General features: G+C 56.9%; 19 protein-coding genes and 4 tRNA genes. 6 read left to right on the top strand and 17 right to left on the bottom strand.

Annotated elements, in window-relative coordinates; genetic code table 11:
* The first annotated feature begins 28 nt into the window (after positions 1 to 28).
* On the top strand, positions 29 to 922 hold the full coding sequence (gene rarD, locus ABLU78_RS15515; protein WP_015368860.1) for an EamA family transporter RarD: 894 nt from the start codon (positions 29 to 31) through the stop codon (positions 920 to 922).
* 88 nt (positions 923 to 1,010) lie between these two features.
* Here rarD and corA read toward each other — a convergent pair whose 3' ends face one another.
* The 7 genes from corA to ABLU78_RS15480 form a co-directional block, all read right to left on the bottom strand.
* Positions 1,011 to 1,961, bottom strand: coding sequence for a magnesium/cobalt transporter CorA (corA, locus tag ABLU78_RS15510; protein WP_002883400.1), 951 nt, complete (start codon positions 1,959 to 1,961; stop codon positions 1,011 to 1,013).
* A 355-nt stretch (positions 1,962 to 2,316) separates the two neighbouring features.
* Positions 2,317 to 4,479, bottom strand: coding sequence for a DNA helicase II (gene uvrD / locus ABLU78_RS15505; RefSeq protein ID WP_015368861.1), 2,163 nt, complete (start codon positions 4,477 to 4,479; stop codon positions 2,317 to 2,319).
* 63 nt (positions 4,480 to 4,542) lie between these two features.
* The gene (yigB, locus tag ABLU78_RS15500; protein WP_015368862.1) at positions 4,543 to 5,259 is read right to left on the bottom strand and encodes a 5-amino-6-(5-phospho-D-ribitylamino)uracil phosphatase YigB; all 717 of its coding nucleotides are present in this window, start codon (positions 5,257 to 5,259) and stop codon (positions 4,543 to 4,545) included.
* On the bottom strand, positions 5,259 to 6,161 hold the full coding sequence (gene xerC, locus ABLU78_RS15495; RefSeq protein WP_015368863.1) for a tyrosine recombinase XerC: 903 nt from the start codon (positions 6,159 to 6,161) through the stop codon (positions 5,259 to 5,261). The genes yigB and xerC overlap by 1 nt, the downstream gene beginning before the upstream one ends.
* Positions 6,158 to 6,865, bottom strand: coding sequence for a DUF484 domain-containing protein (locus ABLU78_RS15490; RefSeq protein ID WP_048230027.1), 708 nt, complete (start codon positions 6,863 to 6,865; stop codon positions 6,158 to 6,160). The genes xerC and ABLU78_RS15490 overlap by 4 nt, the downstream gene beginning before the upstream one ends.
* Positions 6,862 to 7,686 carry a diaminopimelate epimerase gene (dapF, locus tag ABLU78_RS15485; protein ID WP_032713809.1) on the bottom strand — a complete coding sequence of 275 codons (825 nt, stop codon included), beginning with the start codon at positions 7,684 to 7,686 and terminating at the stop codon, positions 6,862 to 6,864. The genes ABLU78_RS15490 and dapF overlap by 4 nt, the downstream gene beginning before the upstream one ends.
* A 35-nt stretch (positions 7,687 to 7,721) precedes the next feature.
* The gene (locus ABLU78_RS15480) at positions 7,722 to 7,925 is read right to left on the bottom strand and encodes a lipoprotein (protein ID WP_015703981.1); all 204 of its coding nucleotides are present in this window, start codon (positions 7,923 to 7,925) and stop codon (positions 7,722 to 7,724) included.
* Positions 7,926 to 8,064: 139 nt separating this feature from the next.
* On the opposite strand from ABLU78_RS15480, the gene cyaY reads away from it, so the two are divergent.
* The gene (gene cyaY, locus ABLU78_RS15475; RefSeq protein WP_015368867.1) at positions 8,065 to 8,385 is read left to right on the top strand and encodes an iron donor protein CyaY; all 321 of its coding nucleotides are present in this window, start codon (positions 8,065 to 8,067) and stop codon (positions 8,383 to 8,385) included.
* A gap of 133 nt (positions 8,386 to 8,518) precedes the next feature.
* On the opposite strand, the gene cyaA is transcribed toward cyaY, so the two are convergent.
* The gene (gene cyaA, locus ABLU78_RS15470; protein ID WP_015368868.1) at positions 8,519 to 11,071 is read right to left on the bottom strand and encodes a class I adenylate cyclase; all 2,553 of its coding nucleotides are present in this window, start codon (positions 11,069 to 11,071) and stop codon (positions 8,519 to 8,521) included.
* 350 nt (positions 11,072 to 11,421) lie between these two features.
* Here cyaA and hemC point away from each other — a divergent pair, with 350 nt between their 5' ends.
* From hemC to hemY, 4 genes are read left to right on the top strand one after another with little or no spacing between them, the layout of a single operon-like run.
* On the top strand, positions 11,422 to 12,363 hold the full coding sequence (gene hemC, locus ABLU78_RS15465; RefSeq protein ID WP_015368869.1) for a hydroxymethylbilane synthase: 942 nt from the start codon (positions 11,422 to 11,424) through the stop codon (positions 12,361 to 12,363).
* Positions 12,360 to 13,100 carry a uroporphyrinogen-III synthase gene (hemD, locus tag ABLU78_RS15460; protein ID WP_015368870.1) on the top strand — a complete coding sequence of 247 codons (741 nt, stop codon included), beginning with the start codon at positions 12,360 to 12,362 and terminating at the stop codon, positions 13,098 to 13,100. Before hemC ends, hemD begins: the two co-directional genes overlap by 4 nt.
* A gap of 21 nt (positions 13,101 to 13,121) precedes the next feature.
* Positions 13,122 to 14,294, top strand: coding sequence for a uroporphyrinogen-III C-methyltransferase (gene hemX / locus ABLU78_RS15455; RefSeq protein WP_048230025.1), 1,173 nt, complete (start codon positions 13,122 to 13,124; stop codon positions 14,292 to 14,294).
* A gap of 3 nt (positions 14,295 to 14,297) precedes the next feature.
* Positions 14,298 to 15,494: a protoheme IX biogenesis protein HemY gene (hemY, locus tag ABLU78_RS15450; protein WP_015703976.1), complete on the top strand. Its 1,197-nt coding sequence runs from the start codon at positions 14,298 to 14,300 to the stop codon at positions 15,492 to 15,494.
* A 466-nt stretch (positions 15,495 to 15,960) separates the two neighbouring features.
* On the opposite strand, the gene ABLU78_RS15445 is transcribed toward hemY, so the two are convergent.
* The 9 genes from ABLU78_RS15445 to wzxE form a co-directional block, all read right to left on the bottom strand.
* Positions 15,961 to 16,037, bottom strand: a tRNA-Pro gene (locus tag ABLU78_RS15445).
* Between the two features lie 42 nt (positions 16,038 to 16,079).
* A tRNA-Leu gene (locus ABLU78_RS15440) sits at positions 16,080 to 16,166 on the bottom strand.
* Positions 16,167 to 16,188: 22 nt separating this feature from the next.
* Positions 16,189 to 16,264, bottom strand: a tRNA-His gene (locus tag ABLU78_RS15435).
* Between the two features lie 55 nt (positions 16,265 to 16,319).
* Positions 16,320 to 16,396, bottom strand: a tRNA-Arg gene (locus ABLU78_RS15430).
* 102 nt (positions 16,397 to 16,498) lie between these two features.
* A complete protein-coding gene (locus tag ABLU78_RS15425; protein ID WP_015368873.1) occupies positions 16,499 to 17,884 on the bottom strand; it encodes an amino acid permease in 1,386 nt (461 codons plus the stop codon).
* Between the two features lie 205 nt (positions 17,885 to 18,089).
* Positions 18,090 to 18,830 carry a lipopolysaccharide N-acetylmannosaminouronosyltransferase gene (wecG, locus tag ABLU78_RS15420; RefSeq protein WP_015368874.1) on the bottom strand — a complete coding sequence of 247 codons (741 nt, stop codon included), beginning with the start codon at positions 18,828 to 18,830 and terminating at the stop codon, positions 18,090 to 18,092.
* A gap of 11 nt (positions 18,831 to 18,841) precedes the next feature.
* Positions 18,842 to 20,188, bottom strand: a complete 1,347-nt coding sequence (gene wzyE / locus ABLU78_RS15415; RefSeq protein ID WP_015368875.1) for an ECA oligosaccharide polymerase — start codon at positions 20,186 to 20,188, stop codon at positions 18,842 to 18,844.
* Positions 20,185 to 21,261: a TDP-N-acetylfucosamine:lipid II N-acetylfucosaminyltransferase gene (locus ABLU78_RS15410; RefSeq protein ID WP_048230024.1), complete on the bottom strand. Its 1,077-nt coding sequence runs from the start codon at positions 21,259 to 21,261 to the stop codon at positions 20,185 to 20,187. The genes wzyE and ABLU78_RS15410 overlap by 4 nt, the downstream gene beginning before the upstream one ends.
* Positions 21,258 to 22,508, bottom strand: coding sequence for a lipid III flippase WzxE (gene wzxE, locus ABLU78_RS15405; RefSeq protein WP_045389291.1), 1,251 nt, complete (start codon positions 22,506 to 22,508; stop codon positions 21,258 to 21,260). Before wzxE ends, ABLU78_RS15410 begins: the two co-directional genes overlap by 4 nt.
* Position 22,509: the final 1 nt, after the last annotated feature.

Here is a 22,509-nt window from a genome sequence, read left to right as displayed (position 1 = left end):
TCACTCTCTTTGGCAATGGATTCTACCAATGGACGCAAAACAAACGCGGCTGGGCGTTATGCTGGCGCTGGCCGCCTATTTTATCTGGGGTATCGCGCCGGCGTACTTCAAACTTATTTACTACGTTCCCGCCGATGAAATCCTGACGCATCGCGTGATCTGGTCTTTCTTTTTCATGGTGGCGCTCATCAGCGTCAGCCGCCAGTGGCCGCAGGTAAAAAAACTGCTAAAAACCCCGCGCAAGATCTTCCTGCTCGCGCTCTCTGCAGTGCTTGTCGGCGGCAACTGGCTGCTCTTTATCTGGGCGGTCAATAACCACCATATGCTGGAAGCTAGCCTCGGCTACTTTATTAACCCGCTGGTTAATATCGTGCTCGGGATGATTTTCCTCGGCGAACGCTTTCGTCGGCTGCAGTGGTTGGCGGTGATCCTCGCTTTTTGCGGCGTGCTGGTGCAACTTTGGACCTTCGGCTCACTGCCGGTAATCGGTCTGGGGCTAGCCTTCAGCTTTGCCTTCTACGGACTGGTACGTAAGAAAATCGCCGTCGATGCGCAGACCGGCATGTTGGTGGAAACGCTATGGCTGCTGCCAGTGGCGGCGATCTGGCTTTTCGGCATCACCGATAGCCCAACCAGCCATATGGGAGACAACCCCTGGTCGCTCAATTTACTGCTGATGGCCGCGGGCGTGGTAACTACCATCCCCCTGCTGTGCTTTACCGGTGCGGCGACCCGCCTGCGCCTGTCAACGTTGGGCTTTTTCCAGTACATTGGCCCGACGCTGATGTTCCTGCTGGCGGTAACGTTCTACGGTGAAGTGCCGGGCACGGATAAGATGGTAACCTTCGCCTTTATCTGGGTGGCGCTGGCGATATTCGTGATGGATGCGGTATATACGCAAAGACGGGGGCGCCGGGGATAGGATATTACCCGATGTCGGCTACGCCTTATCCGGCCTACAAAAGCACAACACGTAGGCCCGGATAAGCGAAGCGCATCCGGCACAACAACTACAGCCAGTTTTTACGCTTGAAGTAGAGATACGGCGCCAGGCCGGCCAACATCATAAACACGATGGCTCCCGGATAACCAAAGCTCCAGTGTAGTTCCGGCATAAACTCAAAGTTCATCCCATAGCTGGACGCCACCAGCGTCGGCGGCAGGAACACGACCGAAACCACCGAGAAGATCTTGATAATGCGGTTCTGCTCGATGTTGATAAAGCCCATCGCCGCCTGCATCAGGAAGTTCACCTTCTGGAACAGCGATTCGTTGTGCGGCAGCAGGGATTCGATATCTCGCAGGATCTCTCGCGCCTGTTCAAGCTGGCCTGCCGGCAGGCGCGCCTTGCGCACGAGAAAGTTTAGCGCGCGCTGGGTATCCATCAGACAGAGGCGAACCTTCCAGCCGATATCTTCTAGTTCCGCCAGCGTCGACAGCGCTTCGTCGTACTCGTCGCCCTGGTGGCCTTCCATAATCACGCGGCTCAGCTTTTCCAGGTCGCTGTAGATGTTTTCTATCTCATCCGCCAGCTGTTCGATTTTGGTCTCGAACAGATCTAACAGCAGCTCGTAGGCGTTGCCGTCGACCAGCGTCTGGTTACGCACGCGCATGCGGTACAGGCGAAAAGCGGGTAGTTCACGCTCGCGCAATGTAAACAGGCGGCCTTCGCGGATGGTAAACGCCACGGTTGAGTTACCGGCGTGATCGTCGGCATCTTCGAAAAAGAAAAAGGAGTGGATGTGTAAACCATCTTCGTCTTCAAAGAAACGCGCTGACGCTTCGATGTCTTCCAGTTCCGGGCGCGTCGCCAGGTTCTGGCCTAACTCCGTTTGCACACGGCTACGTTCGTCATCGTCTGGCTCGACCAGATCGACCCACACCGAGCTGGCGAGATGCTTGATCTCATCGGCCTCAAGGCGCGTTAAACGATTATTTTCCAGTTGAAATGCGCTCAGCATGACCGGGACTCCCAATACAAAAAATTTATCGGACAGTTCGATGGGCACACAGAAACTATTTGGGTTTCAGACCATTAAGCCTGACTCAGAGCGACGGGGATAGGACGAGTCGCCGACAACCGCTAAGGCTATCGGCATAAGGGGATAGCCTTAGGAGTTGTTCCTGAATGACAGGAAGTTGAGCCAGCATCTACTGGGTGTGTCCAAGGCGAATGTCCTCTTAGCGTAATCGTGCGCGCATGTTACGCCAGCGCCAAAACGGCGTCAACACGCAAGGGAACGCTAAAGAGCAAATCCTGCCCTTTAGCATATAAGGCTAGCAGATTATTACAAAAAAATTATATTTTTCTTAAAGTTACACCGTTTCCAGCCGGGCATAGGCGGCAACCAGCCATTTAATTCCCTGCCCCTGGAATGCCACCTGCAGCCGGCTATGTTCACCGCTGCCCTCAAGGTTGACGATGGTGCCTTCGCCGAACTTCGGATGCCGGACCCGCTGGCCCAGCTTATAGCCGGTATCGTTCTCCGCCACCGGAGTACCGAGGCGCTGATGGTTAACCGGGCGGCTCACCGTAGCCCGCAGCCGCACCTCTTCCACGCACTCTTCCGGCAGCTCGCCGATAAAGCGCGATGGGCGATGGTAAACCTCTTTGCCGTACAAACGACGGGTTTCGGCGTAGGTCAGCGTCAGTTTCTGCATCGCGCGCGTCACGCCGACGTAGGCCAGACGACGCTCTTCCTCCAGACGACCGCCCTCATCAAGCGCCATCTGGCTCGGGAACATCCCCTCTTCAACGCCGACGATAAACACCTGCGGGAACTCCAGCCCTTTCGCCGAGTGCAGAGTCATCAGCTGTACCGCATCCTGCCAGGTATCCGCCTGCCCTTCGCCGGCTTCCAGCGCGGCGTGGGAGAGGAACGCCTGTAGCGGCATCAGATCTTCATCTTCTTCGTTGTAGCTGAACTGGCGCGTCGCCGTCACCAGTTCCTCTAAGTTTTCGATACGGGTCTGGCCCTTCTCGCCTTTTTCCTGCTCGTACATCATACGCAGGCCGGAATCTTTAATGACCCGGTCAGTCTGGACATGCAGCGGCATATCGGCGGTTTCCTGCGCCAGCGCGTCGATAAGCTCCATAAAGCGCTGCAGAGCGCTGGCAGCGCGGCCAGCCAGCGCTTTCTCTTTGAGCAGCTCGCGGCAGGCCTGCCACAGCGTCAGCTGACGATCGCGCGAGGTCTGGCGCACCACATCCAGGGTACGATCGCCGATGCCGCGGGTAGGCGTATTGACCACGCGCTCAAACGCCGCGTCATCGTTGCGGTTGGCAATCAGACGCAGATAAGAGAGCGCATCTTTGATTTCCTGACGTTCGAAGAAGCGCATGCCGCCGTAGATACGGTAAGGCATGCTGGCCTGTAGCAGCGCCTCTTCCAGCACGCGCGACTGGGCGTTGCTACGATAGAGAATGGCGCACTGCTCCAGCGCTCCGCCGTTCTCCTGCCAGGTTTTAATTCGGTTAACCACGAAACGCGCTTCATCGAGATCGTTGAAGGCGCAGTACAGCGAAATGGGCTCGCCGTCGGCGCCGTCGGTCCACAGTTTTTTGCCCAACCGCCCGTTGTTGTTTTCAATCAGGGCGTTGGCGGCGCTGAGAATATTGCTGGTCGAACGATAGTTCTGCTCCAGACGAATAGTTTCCGCGCCCGGGAAGTCATTCAGGAAGCGCTGAATGTTTTCAACCTGCGCGCCGCGCCAGCCGTAAATCGACTGGTCATCATCGCCGACAATCATCACTTTGCCGGTATCGCCCGCCAGCAGGCGGATCCAGGCATATTGAATGTTGTTGGTATCCTGGAATTCGTCGACGAGAATATTGGTGAAGCGCTCGCGGTAGTGCTGCAGGATGTGCGGTTTGTTCAGCCACAGCTCGTGCGCGCGCAGCAACAGCTCGGCGAAGTCCACCAGCCCGGCGCGATCGCAGGCTTCCTGATAGGCCTGATACACCTTCTGCCAGGTCTGTTCGACCGGGTTGCCGTAGCTCTGAATATGATGCGGGCGCAGCCCTTCATCTTTTTGGCTGTTGATGTACCACATCGCCTGACGCGGCGGCCATTGCTTCTCATCCAGGTTCATCGCCTTAATCAGGCGCTTCAGCAGGCGTAGCTGGTCTTCGCTATCGAGGATTTGGAAATCCTGCGGCAGGTTGGCATCCAGATGATGGGCACGTAGCAGGCGATGGGCCAGGCCGTGGAAGGTGCCGACCCACATACCGCCCTGGGTGGTGCCCATCAGTTGGCCGATACGGTGGCGCATCTCCGCCGCCGCTTTGTTGGTAAAGGTCACCGCCATAATGGAATACGGCGAGCAGTTCTCCACGCTCAGCAGCCAGGCGATACGGTGCACCAGTACGCGCGTCTTACCACTGCCCGCCCCTGCCAGAACCAGCATATTGGTGCGCGAGGCCGCTACGGCTTCACGCTGTTTGTCATTAAGGCTGTCGAGCAGGTAAGAAACGTCCATTGGCACCGCCGGAAGAGAAGGGGTTCCACGAACCCCTGTTAATATATACAGAGTTACTGGTGATTATATCAGCGAGGTCAGAGATGCCAACCGTGAAATTTCAATATGCGGCAGCAGGCGGCTATCGGCGGTTTTCATCAACGACGCGTCCTGCGGCTTGATCCAGCAGGCCTGCATTCCACAGCGAATAGCGCCAGCCACGTCGGTGGTCAGATCATCGCCGACGTGCAGAATCTGCCCGAGGGGTAAATCCAGGCGCTCCGCCGCCAGATGGTACATATCGGCAAACGGCTTGGAGCGACCATCCGGACCCGCGCGCAGCACGAAACGGAAATAGTCATTCAGCCCGAACAGTTCCGGCTGGGCGTTACCGTTGGTGATAGCCACCAGCGGCCATTTCTGCGCCAGCTTCGCCAGCGTATCGTGCGTCTCCTGCGGCACGTCGACGCGACTGCGCCAGTGGGCGAAGTTTTCCATCGCCGCATCGGCGCCGGCTTTCGCCTCGGCGGCGGAGAGCCCGGCATTACGCATCCCTAACTCCAGCGCGCGGTGGCGCCAGACGGTGACATCGTGATAAATCTCAGGTTCTGAGGACAATAGCGTTTGTCGCAGTTGATTAAGCGCATGGGCATCAAACTGGCTCAGCGCCGGATGGTAATTGCGCACAAACGTCAGCGATTCCTGCATCGTCCGGTCAATCACCGGGCGGTTATCATAAAGGGTGTCATCCAGGTCGAACGTCAGCGCGGAGATCGGGCCCAGAGGTCGGTAAAAACGCATTATTTCCCCCGTTTAGCGCGCGGATGCGCGGCATCGTACACCGAGGCAAGGTGTTGAAAATCGAGATGGGTATAGATTTGGGTGGTGGAGAGATTGGCATGCCCCAGCAGCTCCTGCACGCCGCGCAGATCGCCGCTCGACTCCAGCATATGCGTCGCGAAGGAGTGCCGCAGCTTATGCGGATGCACGTGGCTATTGAGCCCCTGCTTGATCCCCCATTCGGCAAACCGCTTCTGCACGTTGCGCGCTGAAATTCGCTTACCCAGCTTCGACAAAAACAGCGCGTCGTCATCACCGCCGAACAGGCCGCGCAAATCCAGCCAATGTTCGATCCACGCCACCGCGTTGCGTCCAATTGGCAGGCGGCGCTCTTTGCTGCCTTTACCCATCACCCACACTTCCCCTGACTCAAGATCAAGGTGCTGAATATCAAGGTTAACTAACTCAGAAAGACGCAGCCCCGCGCCGTACATCACTTCCAGCATCGCCCGGTCGCGCACCGCGAGCGGGTCGTTAAGGTCGATATCCAGAAGCCGATTCACATCATCAACGTCGATATTTTTCGGTAAGTGGCGGGGAATTTTTGGCGCCGCAATCCCCTTCGCCGGGTTAGCCGCTAACTCGCCCTGGCTGACCATCCAGTCGAAGAAACTGCGCAAGGCGGAAAGCCGCAGCGCCAGGCTCGCCGGGCCTAAGCCCGCGCGGCGGCTGCGCACGGCAAAGCTACGTACCTGAGCGGCGTCGCACTGCTGCCAGCTTTTTAAGCCAGCATCATCCGCCAGCGCGATCAGCGCTTCCAGCTGACGCTGGTAATTCGTGAGCGTAATCGGGCTAAGCTGGCGCTCTACGCCGAGATAGCGCAGGAAGCGTTCGACGCAGGCGAATAGCGGGGAGTCGGTCATGCGCGTTCAATCCAGCGCTCCAGCAGGCCGGGCAGCATGCGCGCAATCTCCTGCAGTAGCTGCGTCCCCTGACCTTGCAGATAATGTTGTGGATCGCGGCTGCTGAAGAACATCACCCCCGGCGCGTCGTCATCGCCCAGTAGCGACATCGCCACCGAGCCGATAGCTTTCGCATCCGGCAGCACCACCAACAGCTCTGGCCCGTTCAGCGGACCAAGATAGTGACGTGCCTGGCCCAACCGTTGGATACGAATGGGTTCGAACGCCTGCCGGCTCAACGCCAGATGGGTGAATTTAGACGGCGCGCCGAGATGCCAGCTGTCCGGAAACAGGCGCACCGTCGCGCCCGCCAGGCCCAGCTCGCGCGCCCAACGATGAAAGCGGTTGAGCATTTCATCCAGGCTATCGGCGGACGCCAGGCGCGTCTGCAGATGGAACAGGCGCTGAAACAGGCTTTGATTGGCCGTCGCCTGTTCCATCAGCAGCGTCATATTTTCTTCCAGCACGTTGATATGGTTACGCGCCCGCAGCATATGCCACTCGACCAGCGAAATGGTGCCGCGCACCGGATGCGGGACGCGGATATGCTCTACCTGCGCTGCATTACGAATAAAGAACTCAGGATTTTGCAGCAGATAATCTACTACCGCGCTGTCGTCGAGCGCTGTGGCGAGTTCCTGCTGTTCTTCCCCGATCTGTTTCATAGATGAATAAATCCGTCGTAGACGTGTGCCGCCGGGCCAGTCATATACAACGGTTGACCCGGACCTTTCCAGGCGATGTCGAGACGCCCGCCTGGCAATTCCACGCGTACCTCTTCGGCGAGTAATCCCTGTTGGATACCGACCGCCACCGCCGCACAGGCGCCGCTGCCGCAGGCCTGCGTTTCACCTGCGCCGCGTTCATAGACGCGCAGACGAATATGAGAGCGTTCCACTACCTGCATAAAGCCGATATTGGCGCGTTCCGGAAAACGTTCGTGGCTTTCCATCACCGGACCGAGGGTTTCAACCGCGGCGGTGTCCACGTTATCGACCTGAATCACGCAGTGCGGGTTGCCCATTGAGACGACGCCGCACAATATTGTCTGTTCAGCCGCACGCATAATATAGGTCTTTTCCGCTTTGTTGGCGCGGAACGGGACCTGAGACGGCTCGAAATTCGGCTCGCCCATGTTAACGCGCACCAGATCATCTTCCGTTACGCTTAATACCATACGCCCATTGGCGGTGCTCACACGGATATCACGTTTATTGGTCAGGCCTTTTAAACGGACAAAGCGGGCGAAGCAGCGCGCGCCGTTGCCGCACTGCGAGACTTCGCTACCGTCAGCATTGAAGATACGGTAGTGGAAGTCCAGATCGGGATCGTACGGCGGCTCGACAACCAGCAGCTGGTCGAAGCCGACGCCAAGATGCCGATCCGCAAGGCGGCGAATCAGCTCCGGTGAGAAGAAAACATTCTGCGTTACCGCATCAACAACCATGAAGTCGTTGCCGAGGCCATGCATTTTAGAGAACTGCATTATCTACTCCAATTGCGCGGAACAGAACGTTATCGTTAATAGTTAACCTGGGTCGGACCGCCATTATCGCCGCGATCGTTACGATCCGGCGTCGCGCTCTGAATGCCTGGGTTAACCGGCCTGGTCGGCGGCGGCGCGGTTTTGTCTGCCGGCGGGAAATACAGCGGCCCTTTCAAACCGCAGCCGGTCAGGCTGAAGATTGCAAACAGAACGGCAAGCGTGGGTAAAACGTTTTTCATTGATAGTTGCCCATGATTCATTCGTTACTGCTTTCTATCATCGCAGGAGAAGACGTAAAAGCAAGCGTTTAGCATCTGACTGCACGCGCTTTTGTTTCGCGCTATACTGCGGCCATCTTCAAAAAAGCAGGATAGAACCATGAACGACAGTGAATTCCATCGCCTGGCCGATAGCCTGTGGATGACCATCGAAGAACGTCTGGACGATTGGGACGGCGACAGCGATATCGACTGCGAAATCAACGGCGGCGTGCTGACCATCAGCTTCGAAAATGGCAGTAAGATCATTATTAACCGTCAGGAACCGCTGCATCAGGTCTGGCTGGCGACCAAGCAAGGCGGCTATCACTTCGATCTGCAAGGCGACGAGTGGATCTGCGATCGCAGCGGCGAACGCTTCTGGGATCTGCTGGAGCAGGCGGCAAGCAATCAAGCCGGCGAGACGGTGAGCTTCCGTTAATGAGGTGTTTCCCGGATGGCGGCGCATCGCGCCTTATCCGGGCTACCCGACGACATACAACCGTAGCCCTGCTAAGCGCAGCGCCAGCAGGGAATATCTCCGGATAGCGCATCGCGCCTTATGCGGGCCAAATCTACGAGTAGCGCTGCTGCAGCACCGGTGAGGCGACCGCTTCCTGGCCCGGCGGCACCGCGGCGGCAATCGCCTGACTGCGGAACGGGATCACCTGCGTGCGTCCGTCAACTTCGACTATCTGATAGAACTGCGGCAGGTTGAAGTTAATGAAGCTGGAGCCGTAGGTGAAGCGATCGTGCGATGATGAGTAGAAGCGGCTGACGTCGCGGACCAGCTCTTCTTTGCTGCCTTCGCAGTGGTGATAGACCTCGGCGCGGTTGCTTTCATCGAGAATGTAGATGTTAAAGCCGCTATCATTGTTATCCGCATCTTCAAAGAAGAATTGAATTATCCCTTCGCTGGCGAAGCCATCCACCACCGCCGGCAGCTTAACGTGATTGGTTTCTACCTGTACCGACAGGCCGTGAAGCTTGTTGTGCGAGATAGCGCCGTAGAACTCAATGGCGTTTTCCAGCTTCTGCACCGAAACGTTCAGGCGTTCAAAGAACAGGCCCCAGGTCTGGCCGGAGACGCGCAGCGCTTTGAAGCGCCCGGTATCCTGACGGGTACTGGAGAGACGCAGTTCGATGCACTCGGAGACCATCTGCTGCACGCGGGTGCGAATAAGGCCGCGCAGATGCTGGCTGTAGCAGAACACCTCCACGCTATCCGGCGGCGCGGCGTCCTGATGCATTTTGCCGAGAATAGTTTTCAGCGCTTCGATCATCGCCTGCTCGCCGTTAAAGTGCAGCGTACGCACTTCGTTCCACGAGTTGCGATACAGCAGGTCGACGCTGCCAATCAGGCATTTTTGCTCTTCGCCGAAGCTGAAAACGTCGAGCTTACGGAAGTCGAAATGCACCACCTGATTGCGGAAAGCCGCCGTCGGGTCATATTCGAGGTTAACGATAATCGCCAGGTGGCGAATTTCGCACGGGCTGTACAGCGCTTTTGGCGTCGGCGCCGGCAGACGCAGCGGGAAGTGGTGCGACACGTCGGCCACCATCTCCTGCAGCTTCGGCAAATCGACGATACCGTTGCCCTTAATAAACAGACGGGTGCGTGAGGTCAGCAGGCCGTTAAACCAGGCCCAGGCCACCAGCTTATTAAGATAACGGTTATATTCCAGCGGCTGATGGCTGATGATCGATTCCATATCCGGCGCGCGATTATACAGATACCAACCGGTACGGTTGGCGCGGCCCGGCGGCACGTGGATAAAGGTCAGATTCGGTTCCGACAGGTCCGGTGAAATTTGTGGGTTTACCAGGGTAACCTTGCCCGGCAAGGCTTCAAAGGCCGCATACAGCTTACGCGTCAGCACGCCGATATCCTGCGGGCTGGCGGAGACGCTGAGGTTATTGCGACGCGCGAAGCGGATCAGATTACGATAGCTCTGCATCATCGCGTCGAGCAGTTCGTTGTGCGCTTTGCGCACTTCATCGATTTTCCAGTTAGCGCGGTTATCGAGCATCATCAGACGCTTTTCATCCCAGCCCCACTCTTTCACCAGTTGGCTGACGACTTCACGACGCCAGCCCACACAGGCGCGCTCGCGGCTGAGTTTTTCACAGACTTTCAGATAGAAGCAGCGGCGTACCAGATCGAGACGGGTGTCGTCTTCGATAGCCTGCAGATAGGCGGTTACGCGCTCCAGCATCATGCAGTAGGGGTCGAGACCGAATGAGACAATCTCGCCATCGTGCAGGCGCTGTTTAATATCTTTCGCCAACAGGCGGTTGTTGGGGTATTCCCACGAGTAGGCTTCCAGCAGCAGCGTTTTCAGCACCGCTTTATACGGGGAGTCGATGCTCTTATACAGCTGCCACAGGCTGGCGCCGAAGTACTCTTCCGCCGACAGCGAACTGAGGCCACCGAGATCGAGCCATTCGTTTGGCGTCAGCACGCCCTGGGCATACAGCCCCATCACGTAATCATCGTAATGGTCTTCTTCATCGCCCGGCACCATATTCCACAGAATACGTTTCCCGGCGAGACGCACGGCGGTGCGGTAAAATTCATCGAGCAACAAAATATGCTGGGTCGAACCACAGTCTTCGCCGCCGAGGCTGCCGCTTTCGTTGTGGCGGAAGCGGTTTTCGTCGATCAGGAAGAAACTGACCTCGACGCCGAGCGACGCCGCCCAGCTTTCAAGCAGGCTGCATTTACGCTGCAGCAGTTGGCGTTCTTCGTTATCCAGCCAGGCCTGATGGCATACCCAGATATCCAGATCGGAAGAGCAGCTTTGCCCGACGGAAGAGGTACTGCCCATCGAATAGACGCCGGTAATCGGCAGTTCGCCTTTCGGCGGCTCCTGCGTTAGCAGGCCGCGATGCAGTTCGAGTTCGTCAAGATAGTGGCGTTGGGTTTCATCAGGCGTGTAGAGGCAAATGCCGCGGGGAACGTTACCGTCAAGGTAACCCGGCATCAGCGGGTGATGATAATGTAGTAATGTCGGCAGAAGACTGTAAACCTGCTGGAAAGCGGGTCCCATGGCAGCAAGCGCGCGATCCACGCGCAGTTGGTTGATGGCATCCAGTCTCTGTTTCAGTGTCTCAATATAGAGGTACAAGACATATCGCCTGATGTTCAAAAATCCGACGTACAATAGTACGGAGGATTTCAGTATTTCAACAAGAACCGTCACCATTCGTCATCGGTGTGGTTGTGATGAACTGCTGGCTGACAAATGGTTTAAAACGTGATCAATTTAACACCTTGCTGATTGACCGTAAAGAAAGATGCGCTACATACAAGTGTAGCACCGTTTGCCGGGTGTAAATTCCCCACTACGCTTGCGGCAACCGCACGCGCATGAAACGCTAAAGGTCATCATGCCAGCATCCCACATTAACCGCGAAACTAACATCCCTAAAGCAACAATGTTAGGATGGCTCATGGTCGACAATGACGGTAACAAGCATGTTAGACAAAGTTTTGAGAATTGCCACACGGCAAAGCCCGCTTGCGCTATGGCAGGCACATTATGTGAAAGAGCGCCTGGAGTCCTGTCATCCGGGGCTTTCCGTTGAGCTGGTGCCAATGGTCACCCGCGGCGACGTGCTCCTTGATACCCCGCTGGCGAAAGTGGGCGGCAAGGGCTTATTTGTGAAAGAGTTAGAGCTCGCCATGATTGAGGGGCGCGCCGATATCGCCGTCCATTCGATGAAAGATGTCCCGGTCGAATTCCCTGAAGGCCTGGGATTGGTCACCATCTGCGAACGTGAAGATCCGCGCGACGCATTTGTTTCCAATCACTATGCCTCAATTGACGCGCTGCCGGCTGGCAGCATCGTTGGCACGTCAAGTTTACGTCGCCAGTGCCAGTTGGCGGCAGAGCGCCCCGATCTGGTGATTCGCTCGCTACGCGGCAACGTTGGCACGCGATTAGGCAAACTCGATAACGGCGAGTATGACGCTATTATCCTTGCCGCCGCCGGGCTGAAGCGCCTGAAACTGGAAGCGCGTATTCGCCAGCCGCTCTCGCCTGAACAATCTCTGCCAGCCGTCGGCCAGGGCGCGGTGGGTATCGAATGCCGCCTTGACGATGAATGGACCAAAGCGCTGTTAGCGCCGCTTAACCATACAGAGACCGCCGTGCGCGTACGTGCCGAGCGGGCGATGAACACCCGTCTCGAAGGCGGTTGTCAGGTGCCGATTGGCAGCTATGCCGAACTGCGCGATGGTGAGCTGTGGCTACGAGCGCTGGTGGGCGCGCCGGATGGTTCGCTGGTCGTGCGCGGTGAACGCCGCGGGCGGCCTGAAGAGGCAGAGGCGCTCGGCGTCTCGCTGGCGGAAGAGCTACTGGATAACGGCGCCCGCGACATCCTCGCGGCGGTCTATGATGGAGAAGCCCCACGATGAGCATCCTGGTCACCCGTCCGCTACCGCAAGGTGAAGAGTTAGTCAGCCGCCTGCGCGCGCTGGGACGCGTGGCCTGGAGCTTTCCGCTGATTGAATTCACGCCGGGGAGAGAGCTGGCAGCGCTCCCGCGTCAACTGGCGGCATTAGGCGCGGACGATTTGTTGTTTGCGCTGTCGCAGCATGCGGTGGAATTCGCCCATGCCCGTCTGCTGCAGGAGAGCCAACGCTGGCCCTCCGACCCGGCCTATTTCTCGATAGGCCGCACCACCGCGCTGGCCCTGCATACGGTCAGTGGTAAAAATATCCGTTACCCGTTAGATCGGGAAATCAGCGAAGTCTTGCTACAATTACCTGAATTACAAAACATTGCGGGCAAGAAAGCCCTGATTCTGCGCGGCAACGGCGGGCGGGAATTACTCGGCGACACGCTGCGAGATCGCGGCGCCGAAGTAACATTTTGTGAATGTTATCAACGTTGTGCGAAGTACTATGATGGTGCGGAAGAGGCTATGCGCTGGCAATCTCGTGGAGTCACAACGCTGGTGGTCACCAGCGGCGAGATGCTGCAGCAGCTGTGGTCGTTAATACCCCAGTGGTATCGCGAACAGTGGCTGCTGCACTGTAGCCTTATCGTTGTCAGCGAACGTCTGGCCCTTCAGGCCCGGGAATTGGGCTGGCAGGATATTCAGGTTGCCGATAACGCCGACAACGATGCGCTGCTACGCGCATTACAATAACTCTCAACATTGGAAGCCATAATGACGGAACAACAAAATCAATCCGCCGTGGTTGAAGAGACCAGGGAGGCCGTGGAAACCACGCCACAGCCAGAAAACAACGAGAAGAAAAAGGCCGGCAACAAAACCAGCCTGGCGCTCAGCGCGATTGCTATCGCTATCGCCCTCGCCGCCGGTATTGGCCTGTATGGCTTGAATAAGCAGCAGGTTACGCGGCAAAACGAAACCAGCTCTGAATTAGCAAGCCAGCTCGCGGCGCTGCAAAAAGCGCAGGACAGCCAGAAGAGCGAGCTGGAAAGCGTCATCAAACAGCAGGCCGACCAGTTGAGCGAAGCCAAACGTGAACAGGAAACCCTGACGAAACAGCTTGATGAGCTACAGCAAAAAGTTGCCGTGATTTCCGGCAGCGACGCCAAAACCTGGCTGCTGGCGCAGGCTGATTTCCTGGTTAAGCTGGCGGAACGTAAACTGTGGAGCGATCAGGATGTGACGACCGCCGCCGCGCTGCTGAAAAGCGCCGATGCCAGCCTCGCCGACATGAACGACCCAAGCCTTATCGGCGCGCGCCGCGCCATCACCGATGACATCGCTTCGCTGTCGGCGGTAAGCCAGGTCGATTATGACGGCATCATCCTCAAAGTTAACCAGCTGGCGAATCAAATCGACAATCTGCGTCTGGCCGATAATAACGACGATGATTCCCCGATGGATGCCGACAGCGACGAGCTCTCCAGCTCCATCGGCGAATGGCGGGTTAACCTGCAGAAAAGCTGGCAGAACTTTATGGATAGCTTCATTACCATACGCCGCCGCGACGAAACGGCGGTGCCGCTGTTAGCGCCGAATCAGGATGTCTATCTGCGCGAAAATATCCGTTCTCGCCTGCTGGTCGCCGCGCAGGCGGTGCCGCGTCATCAGGAAGAAACCTATAAGCAGGCGCTGGAAAACGTCTCCACCTGGGTACGCGCTTATTACGATACTGAAGACGCCACTACCAAGGCTTTCCTTGAAGAAGTGGATAAGCTCAGTCAGCAGAGTATCACCATGAGCGTACCGGAAACGCTGCAGAGCCAGAGCCTGCTGGAAAAGCTGATGCAAACCCGGGTGCGTAATTTAATGGCCCAGCCTGCGGCAGCCGCTCCGACGCCAGCGCCAGCAGCGACCGCGCCAGCCCCTGCGCCGCAAGGAGAATAACCGATGCTGAAAATTCTCCTGCTTTTCGCACTGCTGATCGCCGGGATCGTCGTTGGGCCGATGATCGCGGGCCATCAGGGCTATGTTCTGATCCAGACCGATAACTACAATATCGAAACCAGCGTGACGGGTCTTGTGATCATCCTGATCCTCGCAATGGTCGTGCTGTTTGCTATCGAGTGGCTTCTGCGCCGCATTTTCCGTACCGGCGCGCACACGCGCGGCTGGTTCGTCGGCCGTAAGCGCCGCCGCGCGCGTAAGCAAACCGAGCAAGCGCTGCTGAAACTGGCGGAAGGCGATTACCAACAGGTTGAAAAGCTGATGGCGAAAAATGCCGATCACGCCGAACAACCGGTAGTGAACTATCTGTTAGCGGCGGAAGCGGCCCAACAGCGCGGTGATGAAGCTCGCGCCAATCAGCATCTTGAGCGCGCCGCCGAACTGGCTGGCGACGATCTGATCCCGGTTGAAATCACCCGCGTGCGCCTACAGCTGGCGCGTAATGAAAACCACGCCGCCCGTCACGGTATCGATAAGCTGCTGGAAGTGACCCCGCGTCATCCGGAGGTACTGCGTCTCGCCGAGCAGGCCTATACCCGCACCGGCGCGTGGAATTCGCTGCTGGACATCATTCCGTCTATGGCGAAAGCCAACGTGGCGGATGAAGAGCACCGCGCCGCGTTGGAACAGCTGGCGTGGATTGGACTGATGGATAAAGCGCTGGCCGACGGCGGTAGCGAAGGGCTACGCGAATGGTGGCGCAACCAGAGCCGTAAAACGCGCGCGCTGATACCGCTGCAGGTGGCAATGGCCGAACGCCTGATCGAAAGCGACGATCACGATACCGCACAGCAAATTATTATCGATGGTCTGAAGAAACAGTACGACGACCGCCTGGTCATGCCGATCCCACGGCTGAAGACCAATAATCCTGAGCAACTGGAAAAAGTGCTGCGCCAGCAGATCAAAGCCGTCGGCGACCGTCCGCTACTGTGGAGCACCCTGGGCCAGTCGCTGATGCGTCACGGTGAATGGCAGGAGGCCAGTATCGCCTTCCGCGCCGCGCTTAAGCAGCGCCCGGATGCCTTTGATTACGCGTGGCTTGCCGATGCGCTGGACCGCTTGCACCAGCCGGAAGAAGCGGCGACCATGCGTCGTGACGGCCTGCTGTTGACGCTACACAATAACCCTCAGCAGTAATTCACGATAACGCTATCGCCTCGTATGGGGCGATAGCGCCCTTCTCTCGCGAAAAAAATAGCCTACCCCTGAAAGAAAAAAACGCCTGCGCTGAAATCAGGGCAGGCGTTAAAACAGGTCTGTTTGACAACAAATTGGGTGCTTCACTCAACGTAATGTCCATGGTGTTTGATGAGACATAAAATGCGACATCTATCAGTGGACGATAAGCACCGTAAGTACGGCTCTGCATCATTCCCGAGTTTATGAGGCACGAAGGCGAACATAAGAGATGGAATGAGCATCTACCCGGTTATTATCGCACAGGATCCGGGGGGATTGCATCTATCGCAACGATCATTTGGGACAATTCCGGACAATAATTCGCAGAGGTAGAACCTTTTTTTTTACGAGAAAGATCAGCGGGATAAAAGAGGATTGGGCAAAGCCGGAAAACAAAAAACCCCGCCGAAGCGGGGTTCAAAATTGGTCGGCGAGAGAGGATTCGAACCTCCGACCCACTGGTCCCAAACCAGTTGCGCTACCAAGCTGCGCTACTCGCCGAAATACTGCTTTTTGAATTTTTAGTTCAATTCTTTAAAGTCGTGGTGCGAGGGGGGGGACTTGAACCCCCACGTCCGTAAGAACACTAACACCTGAAGCTAGCGCGTCTACCAATTCCGCCACCTTCGCAATTCACAACTCTATCAAATAATGGGGTGGCTAATGGGATTCGAACCCACGACAACTGGAATCACAATCCAGGGCTCTACCAACTGAGCTATAGCCACCACAACAATTCTTTTACGCGGTATTAAAACCACCGCAGCTCCAGCACCGGGTAAATGGTGCGCCCGACAGGATTCGAACCTGAGACCTCTGCCTCCGGAGGGCAGCGCTCTATCCAGCTGAGCTACGGGCGCTTAGCGCCGTTGCGGGGGTGGATAATACGGACTTCCCCCACCCCTGTCTAGTGCCTTTTTAAATAAAATTTCTATTTGCTCACAGTTTGTGCGCTTTGGCGCTTATTCCGCCGTTTTATCGAGATTTCCCCGCTTGCCGAGGCCGAAAACCTTATAAATAAGGGTCACCGCGGCGAGGAAAATCATTCCGACAAAGAGCGACATCCGGGTTTCATCGTTAATTCCCATGCCGATCAGCACACAAACGAGGAAAGCCATCGTCAAATAGTTTGCCCACGGGAACAACAATGAACGGAACGGATGGCTGGCCATCGCCTGCTGATGCTCGCGGCGAAAACGCAGCTGGCTAATCAGGATCACAAACCACGGCACCATCCCCGGCAACACGCTGGCGCTATAGACATAGACAAACACGCGCTGCGGGTTAGGAATAATGTAGTTCAGGCACGAACCGATTAGCAGAATCACGATCGACAGCGCGACGCCCGCCACCGGCACGCCCTGACGCGATACTTTGGCCATTGCCGCCGGTAGCTGACGGTTGCGCGCCAGCGCGTACAGCATACGCCCACAGCTATACATCCCGCTGTTACAGCCCGACAGCGCTGCGGTCAGCACCACGAAGTTGATAATCCCCGCCGCCGCGGTAATGCCGATTTTGGCGAAAGTGAGAACGAATGGGCTACCGGTCGATCCAATCTGGTTCCACGGGAAGATAGTCACGATAACGAAAATCGCCCCCACGTAGAAAATCAGGATACGCCACAGTACCTTGCCTACCGCGCTACGCAACGTGACCTGCGGGTTTTTCGCTTCCCCGGCGGTGATACCGATAAGTTCAACGCCCTGATAAGAGGCGACGACAATACACAGCGCCGTCAGGAAGCCTTTCCAGCCGCCGGCGAAGAAGCCACCGTGCTCGGTCAGGTTGCCAAAACCGATCGACTGTCCGCCGTTGCCGAAGCCAAAGAAGATGACGCCCAGGCCAATGACTATCATCACGATAATGGTGGTGACTTTAATCATCGCAAACCAGAACTCGATCTCGCCGTACAGACGCACTGCCGCCAGATTCGCTAGTGCTACCAACCCAACGGCAATTAGCGCCGGGATCCACTGCGCCATCTCCGGGAACCAGAACTGGACGTATACCCCGATGGCGGTGATCTCTGATATTCCCACCGCCATCCACATAAACCAGTATGACCAGGCCGTGAGATAGCCGAAGAACGGGCTCATATAACGGTGCGCGTAAACGGCGAATGAGCCGGTTACCGGTTCGAGGAACAACATTTCGCCCATCGAACGCATGATAAAGAAGACAAATAAACCGGCGATAATATACGCCAGCAGGACGGATGGACCGGCCCACTTCAGCGTACTTGCCGCGCCCATGAATAACCCTACGCCAATCGTCCCGCCTAGCGCGATTAGCTCAATATGCCGGGCCTCCAGTCCACGCTGGAGTTCCGCTTTTTTCTCAGTCATAAAGCCTCTTGTGTTTGCTGTACTCCGGGTACTCCCGGTTATTGTTATTAATTGAAACCATAGCCTTGCCGGCGCGCAGGTCTCCCCCACGCGTTTGAAGCATGCGAATGGTTAATTAATTTTACGGAAATGGCAAATAAAGTATCAGGCGAGTGAAGAGATTACACAGAATATGTATGCAATCTCGCCTGGTTGCAGTGGAATATCAGAGCTTGCCGGAATAATGCCAACGTAAATAGCGCAGTAAACGGAACTGTCTTTTGATACGGCTCGGTTGCAGGAGCAGGCGATAGAACCACTCCAGCCCCAGGTTCTGCCAGAATTTTGGCGCCCGGTGAACGTGGCCGGTAAAGACGTCATAAGTGCCGCCAACGCCCATATACAGCGCGGCGGGATATACCAGCCGGCAGTCGCGCATTAGAATTTCCTGGCGCGGCGATCCCATCGCGACGGTGACAATTTTCGCCCCGCTGTCGCGCACCCGCTCAAACAGCTGCTGACGCTGATCGGCGGAAAAATAGCCGTCCTGACTGCCGACGATATTGACCTTCCAGCGCTCACGCAGCTTCGCTTGCGTCTCCGCCAGCACCTCGGGCTTGCCGCCGATCAGGAACACCGGCGTTCCCTGAGCGCCAGCCCGCTCCATCAGCGCTTCCCACAGATCGGCGCCGGCAACGCGCGACACCTCAGCCTGCGGATATTTTTTACGTAATGAGCGCACGACGCTAATACCGTCGGCATATTTAAACTCGGCGGCCTCAATCAGCGCACGCACTTCCGGGTTATCTTCTACCGCCAGCATTTTTTCGGCGTTGATCGCGACCAGCGTTCCCTGACGCAGCTCGCCGTCGGCGAAGAGATAGTTGAGCGCATGCTGCATGTCGCGCCAGCCAATCAGCTGCAGCCCTCGCAGCGCATACTGCGGCGCGGAAGTGTTATCAGTCATGTTCATCCTTATCAGACCTGCGGTTGCGAAAGCGGCTTCACCCGCTTATGAATCAATCCTGCGCTGTCCAGGAGCCAGTACAGCAGTTTCGCCGCTAACAAGCAGATACCAAAGATCACGAGGAAAAACACCACGCGGGAGCCGAACGAATCCAACCCTTCGCGCGCCAGCACTATCATGTTGAAGATAGCGCCGAAACAGAAACTGTGCAGGATAGCCGCTTTGTAGCGATTGCTCTCCCGGTTGCCTAGTTCGTACAGCCAGTCGAACCATTTAATGATGAGCCCTACCGCGACGGCGCCCAGCGGTACGAACCATACGCCGCCCATCACCACCAGCGAACCAATCAGCGTCGGCGATATCGCCAGCCCCGAATGGTTGTTTAACACTTCCCAGGTGAAGTAATTGGCGGTATTCAGCACCATTGTCGGGCGACCGTGCCACATCCAGCTGGGGATAAAGACGTAGAAGTCGCGGATCATCGGCGCCAGCCCCTGGAACTCAATCTTGTCGTAGTTCTGCAGCAGCAGCGCCAGGTTCTCCCACGGCGAGAAGGTATCGCGCGTGAGATAGAGGAATGTATAAAACGCTTCATCGCCGCTAACGTTCATCCCATAGCGCTTCAACGCCAGCCAGAACATGCCGACAATACCCAGCACGCCCGCCGCCGCCAGCATCCACAGGCTGATCCAGCCGCGAATAATGCCGATAAACAGGAAGATAGCGAAAGCGATAATGATGTTGGCGCGGGTACCGCCGACGATCGCGTAGGTCAGCAGACCAAAGGCGACGGTGCTCACCAGGAAGAAAATCCACGCCTTGTAATCCTGACGCAGGAAATAGATCACCAGCATCGCCGGAATAAAGAAGTAGAAGAAGCGCTTCAACGCCACGCCGGACACTTCCGCGGAGAATATCTGGCTGTATGAATTGAGCTTAAAGAGCAGGAAACCGTTGTGGGCGAAGAAGATACCGACGCACAGCAGCGCCAGCCCCATCAAAATCCCCCAGGCCAGATGAGTTTCAACCCGGTTCATGGTAAACAGCGGACGACGTGGAACATCGCGCGATGCCGGACGCAATCGCGTTTTGTAGGTCACGTAGTAGATGGCATAGAAGCATACCGCAACCAGCAGCGTCTGCAGCAAAATCTCCGGCGGCGCCACGCTGACGTCAAAGCGGAATACCAGGATACTGGTTAACGGGAAGCCGAAGAAAAAGGTGAGCAGGAACAACAACGAGAAAAAGACGTTGAAGTTAAAGCGCACGCGGCGGAACTCAAACCAGGTGGCAGTAGCGATAAACAGCGTCGACAGCAGCCAGACCACCAACAGCCCGCTAAATTGCATTAACGTCATACCCGCGCCTCCGCTGCCAGCTGTAGCGCCCGCTGCCAGCCCGCCAGATAGTTCGGGCGGAAGAAGGCGATTTGCGTTTTATCAACGCTCGCTAACTGGCGCTGTGCTTCGCGCACCACGTCGACATCCAGGGTATCGGTGGTAAACAGCACCGGGATCTGTTGTTCGGTCATATCCTGCCAGAACGGATTTTCGCGATTGAGCACGCAGGGAATACCCGCCTGAATCAGCAGGCACAGCGTGCCGATACCCTGCTGGCGCGCAAACAGGAAATAGCCCAGGTCGCAGCGGCGCAGCAACGCCAGATAATCATCAAACTCAAGCTTCTCGCTGAGGATCTGCAGATGCTCGCGACTAAACAGCGCCGCTCCCGCCTGGCGCACTTCGTCAATGTACGCTTCATTGTTGGCCGGATAGCCCATCGGTACGATGACATTCACCGTATCGCCAAACTGCTGATGAATCGCCTTTAGCGCTGCAATATGCTCATTACTCCGATCGCCGGAATTTCCTACCAGAATGGTCAGGGTGTCACCGCGCGGGGCGGTATCGGCAAGGGAGTTTAGCGCCGGATCCATACGCGTCGGGAAGTACAGCAGTTCGCCCGGCACTCGCGGATGGCGGTTAGCAAACCAGCTGAGATCGCCGCGGGTGGCGAAGACGCGCCCTACCCGCCCTTGCGCCATGCGGCGCAGAGGATAAAACAGACGGAATTTCAGGCTGGCTGAGTTTTCATACAGATCCGCGCCCCAGATATGCCAGTTAAATTGCGACGGGCGGATCCCGCCGCTCAACAACGCCAGCCACAGACCGGTATTAAACTGGCCGTGGAAAAAAAAGCGCTGCTGGCGATCGGCTTTCGCTTTGGCAATCACCGCCTGCGCCAGCGATTTCTTACCCGGATAGCAGGTAATTTCCAGCGCCGGATACGCCTCGCGCATACCTGTCGCATCACCCACGACCATAAACGTCCTGGCCCGCGCGTCGGCGGCCAGTTCGTCGTTAAAGAACCGCAATACGGTCTGGTTGTGGTGCGGGATATCCGATCCCAGTACGTGTATCAGTGCTGTCATGCCCGTTTACGCCAGAGTAAAAACACGCCACTACAAAGGGCGAAATAAACAATATAAGTGGCCATATACGCCTGCGCCGCGCCAAGTGCGCCGTGCGCCGGAATAAGCCAGTGTGAAAATGCGGTCAGCAGCGTGAACTGGCTGATTTCCGTCAGAATATAAAAACGCAATGACGCTTTGGCGATCACCAGATAGCCGTAGACGTAAGCGCCAACTTTTAAAACATCGCCCACCAACTGCCAGGCAAACAGGTCGCGCATCGCGGTGAAGCGCGCGGAAAACAGTAACCAGATGGCAAAATCGCGCAGCAGCCAGACCATCAGGCTTGCCGCCGCCACCGCCGGCAGGACGAATTTCAACGACTTCACTATCTCACGCGTGATGTCCGTCTTGGCGCTCAACCGCGACAACGTCGGCAGCAGATATACGCTAAAGGAAGCGGTAATAAACTGCAGGTAGGCATCCGAGATACTGCTCACCCCCTGCCAGATACCGACCGCCTCCCAGCCGTAATGCGCCGCCAGCAGATTACGCATCATCACATAGGCCACCGGCAGCGTCACCGAGGTAATCAGCGCCATCAGGGTAAATTTCGATAGTTGCCCCGCAAGCCCGTTATCCCAACGCGGACGTAGCGCGTTCAGCGGGATCGCGCCGCGCCGCCAAAGCATAATGGCGGCCGGAACCACCACCAGCGCGGGAACTAAGGCCAGCCCTAACAGCGCCCCCTGATAACCACCGAAGTAGTAACAGGCGTAGTAGGCCGCCACGCCAATCAGACTCCCGGCAATCAGCGAAAAAGCGTTACCCGCCGCATCGCGAAAACCTTTCATCAGCGCCAGCAGATAGTTGGCCCACGCAATTCCCATCTGCACCAGCGCCACCAGACGTACCAGATTCTGATAGTGTGAATGGCCGAACAGCGCCTGGCTTATGGGCGCCGCCGCCAGCAAAAAGACCAGCGCCAGCAGGGTGGAAAAACCGAGCACCATTGATGACGAGGTTCCAACCACCTGCTTCAGGCGTAGCGGATCGTCGTGATGTTGGGCAACCAGCTTAGTGACGCCATTAAAAATCCCGGCGCCCGCCAGGACGCCCAGAACGGTGACCAGTTGCCGGAAGTTACCGGCCTGGCCTACGCCCGCCGGGCCAAATGAGACCGCCAGCAGCTTTACCACCAGCAGACCGGCGCCTATTTTGACTAAGGTGGACGCCGCGGTCCACAGTGATGCTTTTGCCAACGACATA

This window comes from Klebsiella sp. JN_Kp122 (assembly GCF_040062085.1).
Classification (GTDB): Bacteria; Pseudomonadota; Gammaproteobacteria; order Enterobacterales; family Enterobacteriaceae; genus Klebsiella; species Klebsiella aerogenes.
The sequence above is the reverse complement of the archived record's forward strand: the minus strand, read 5'-3'. Positions and strand labels throughout refer to the sequence as shown.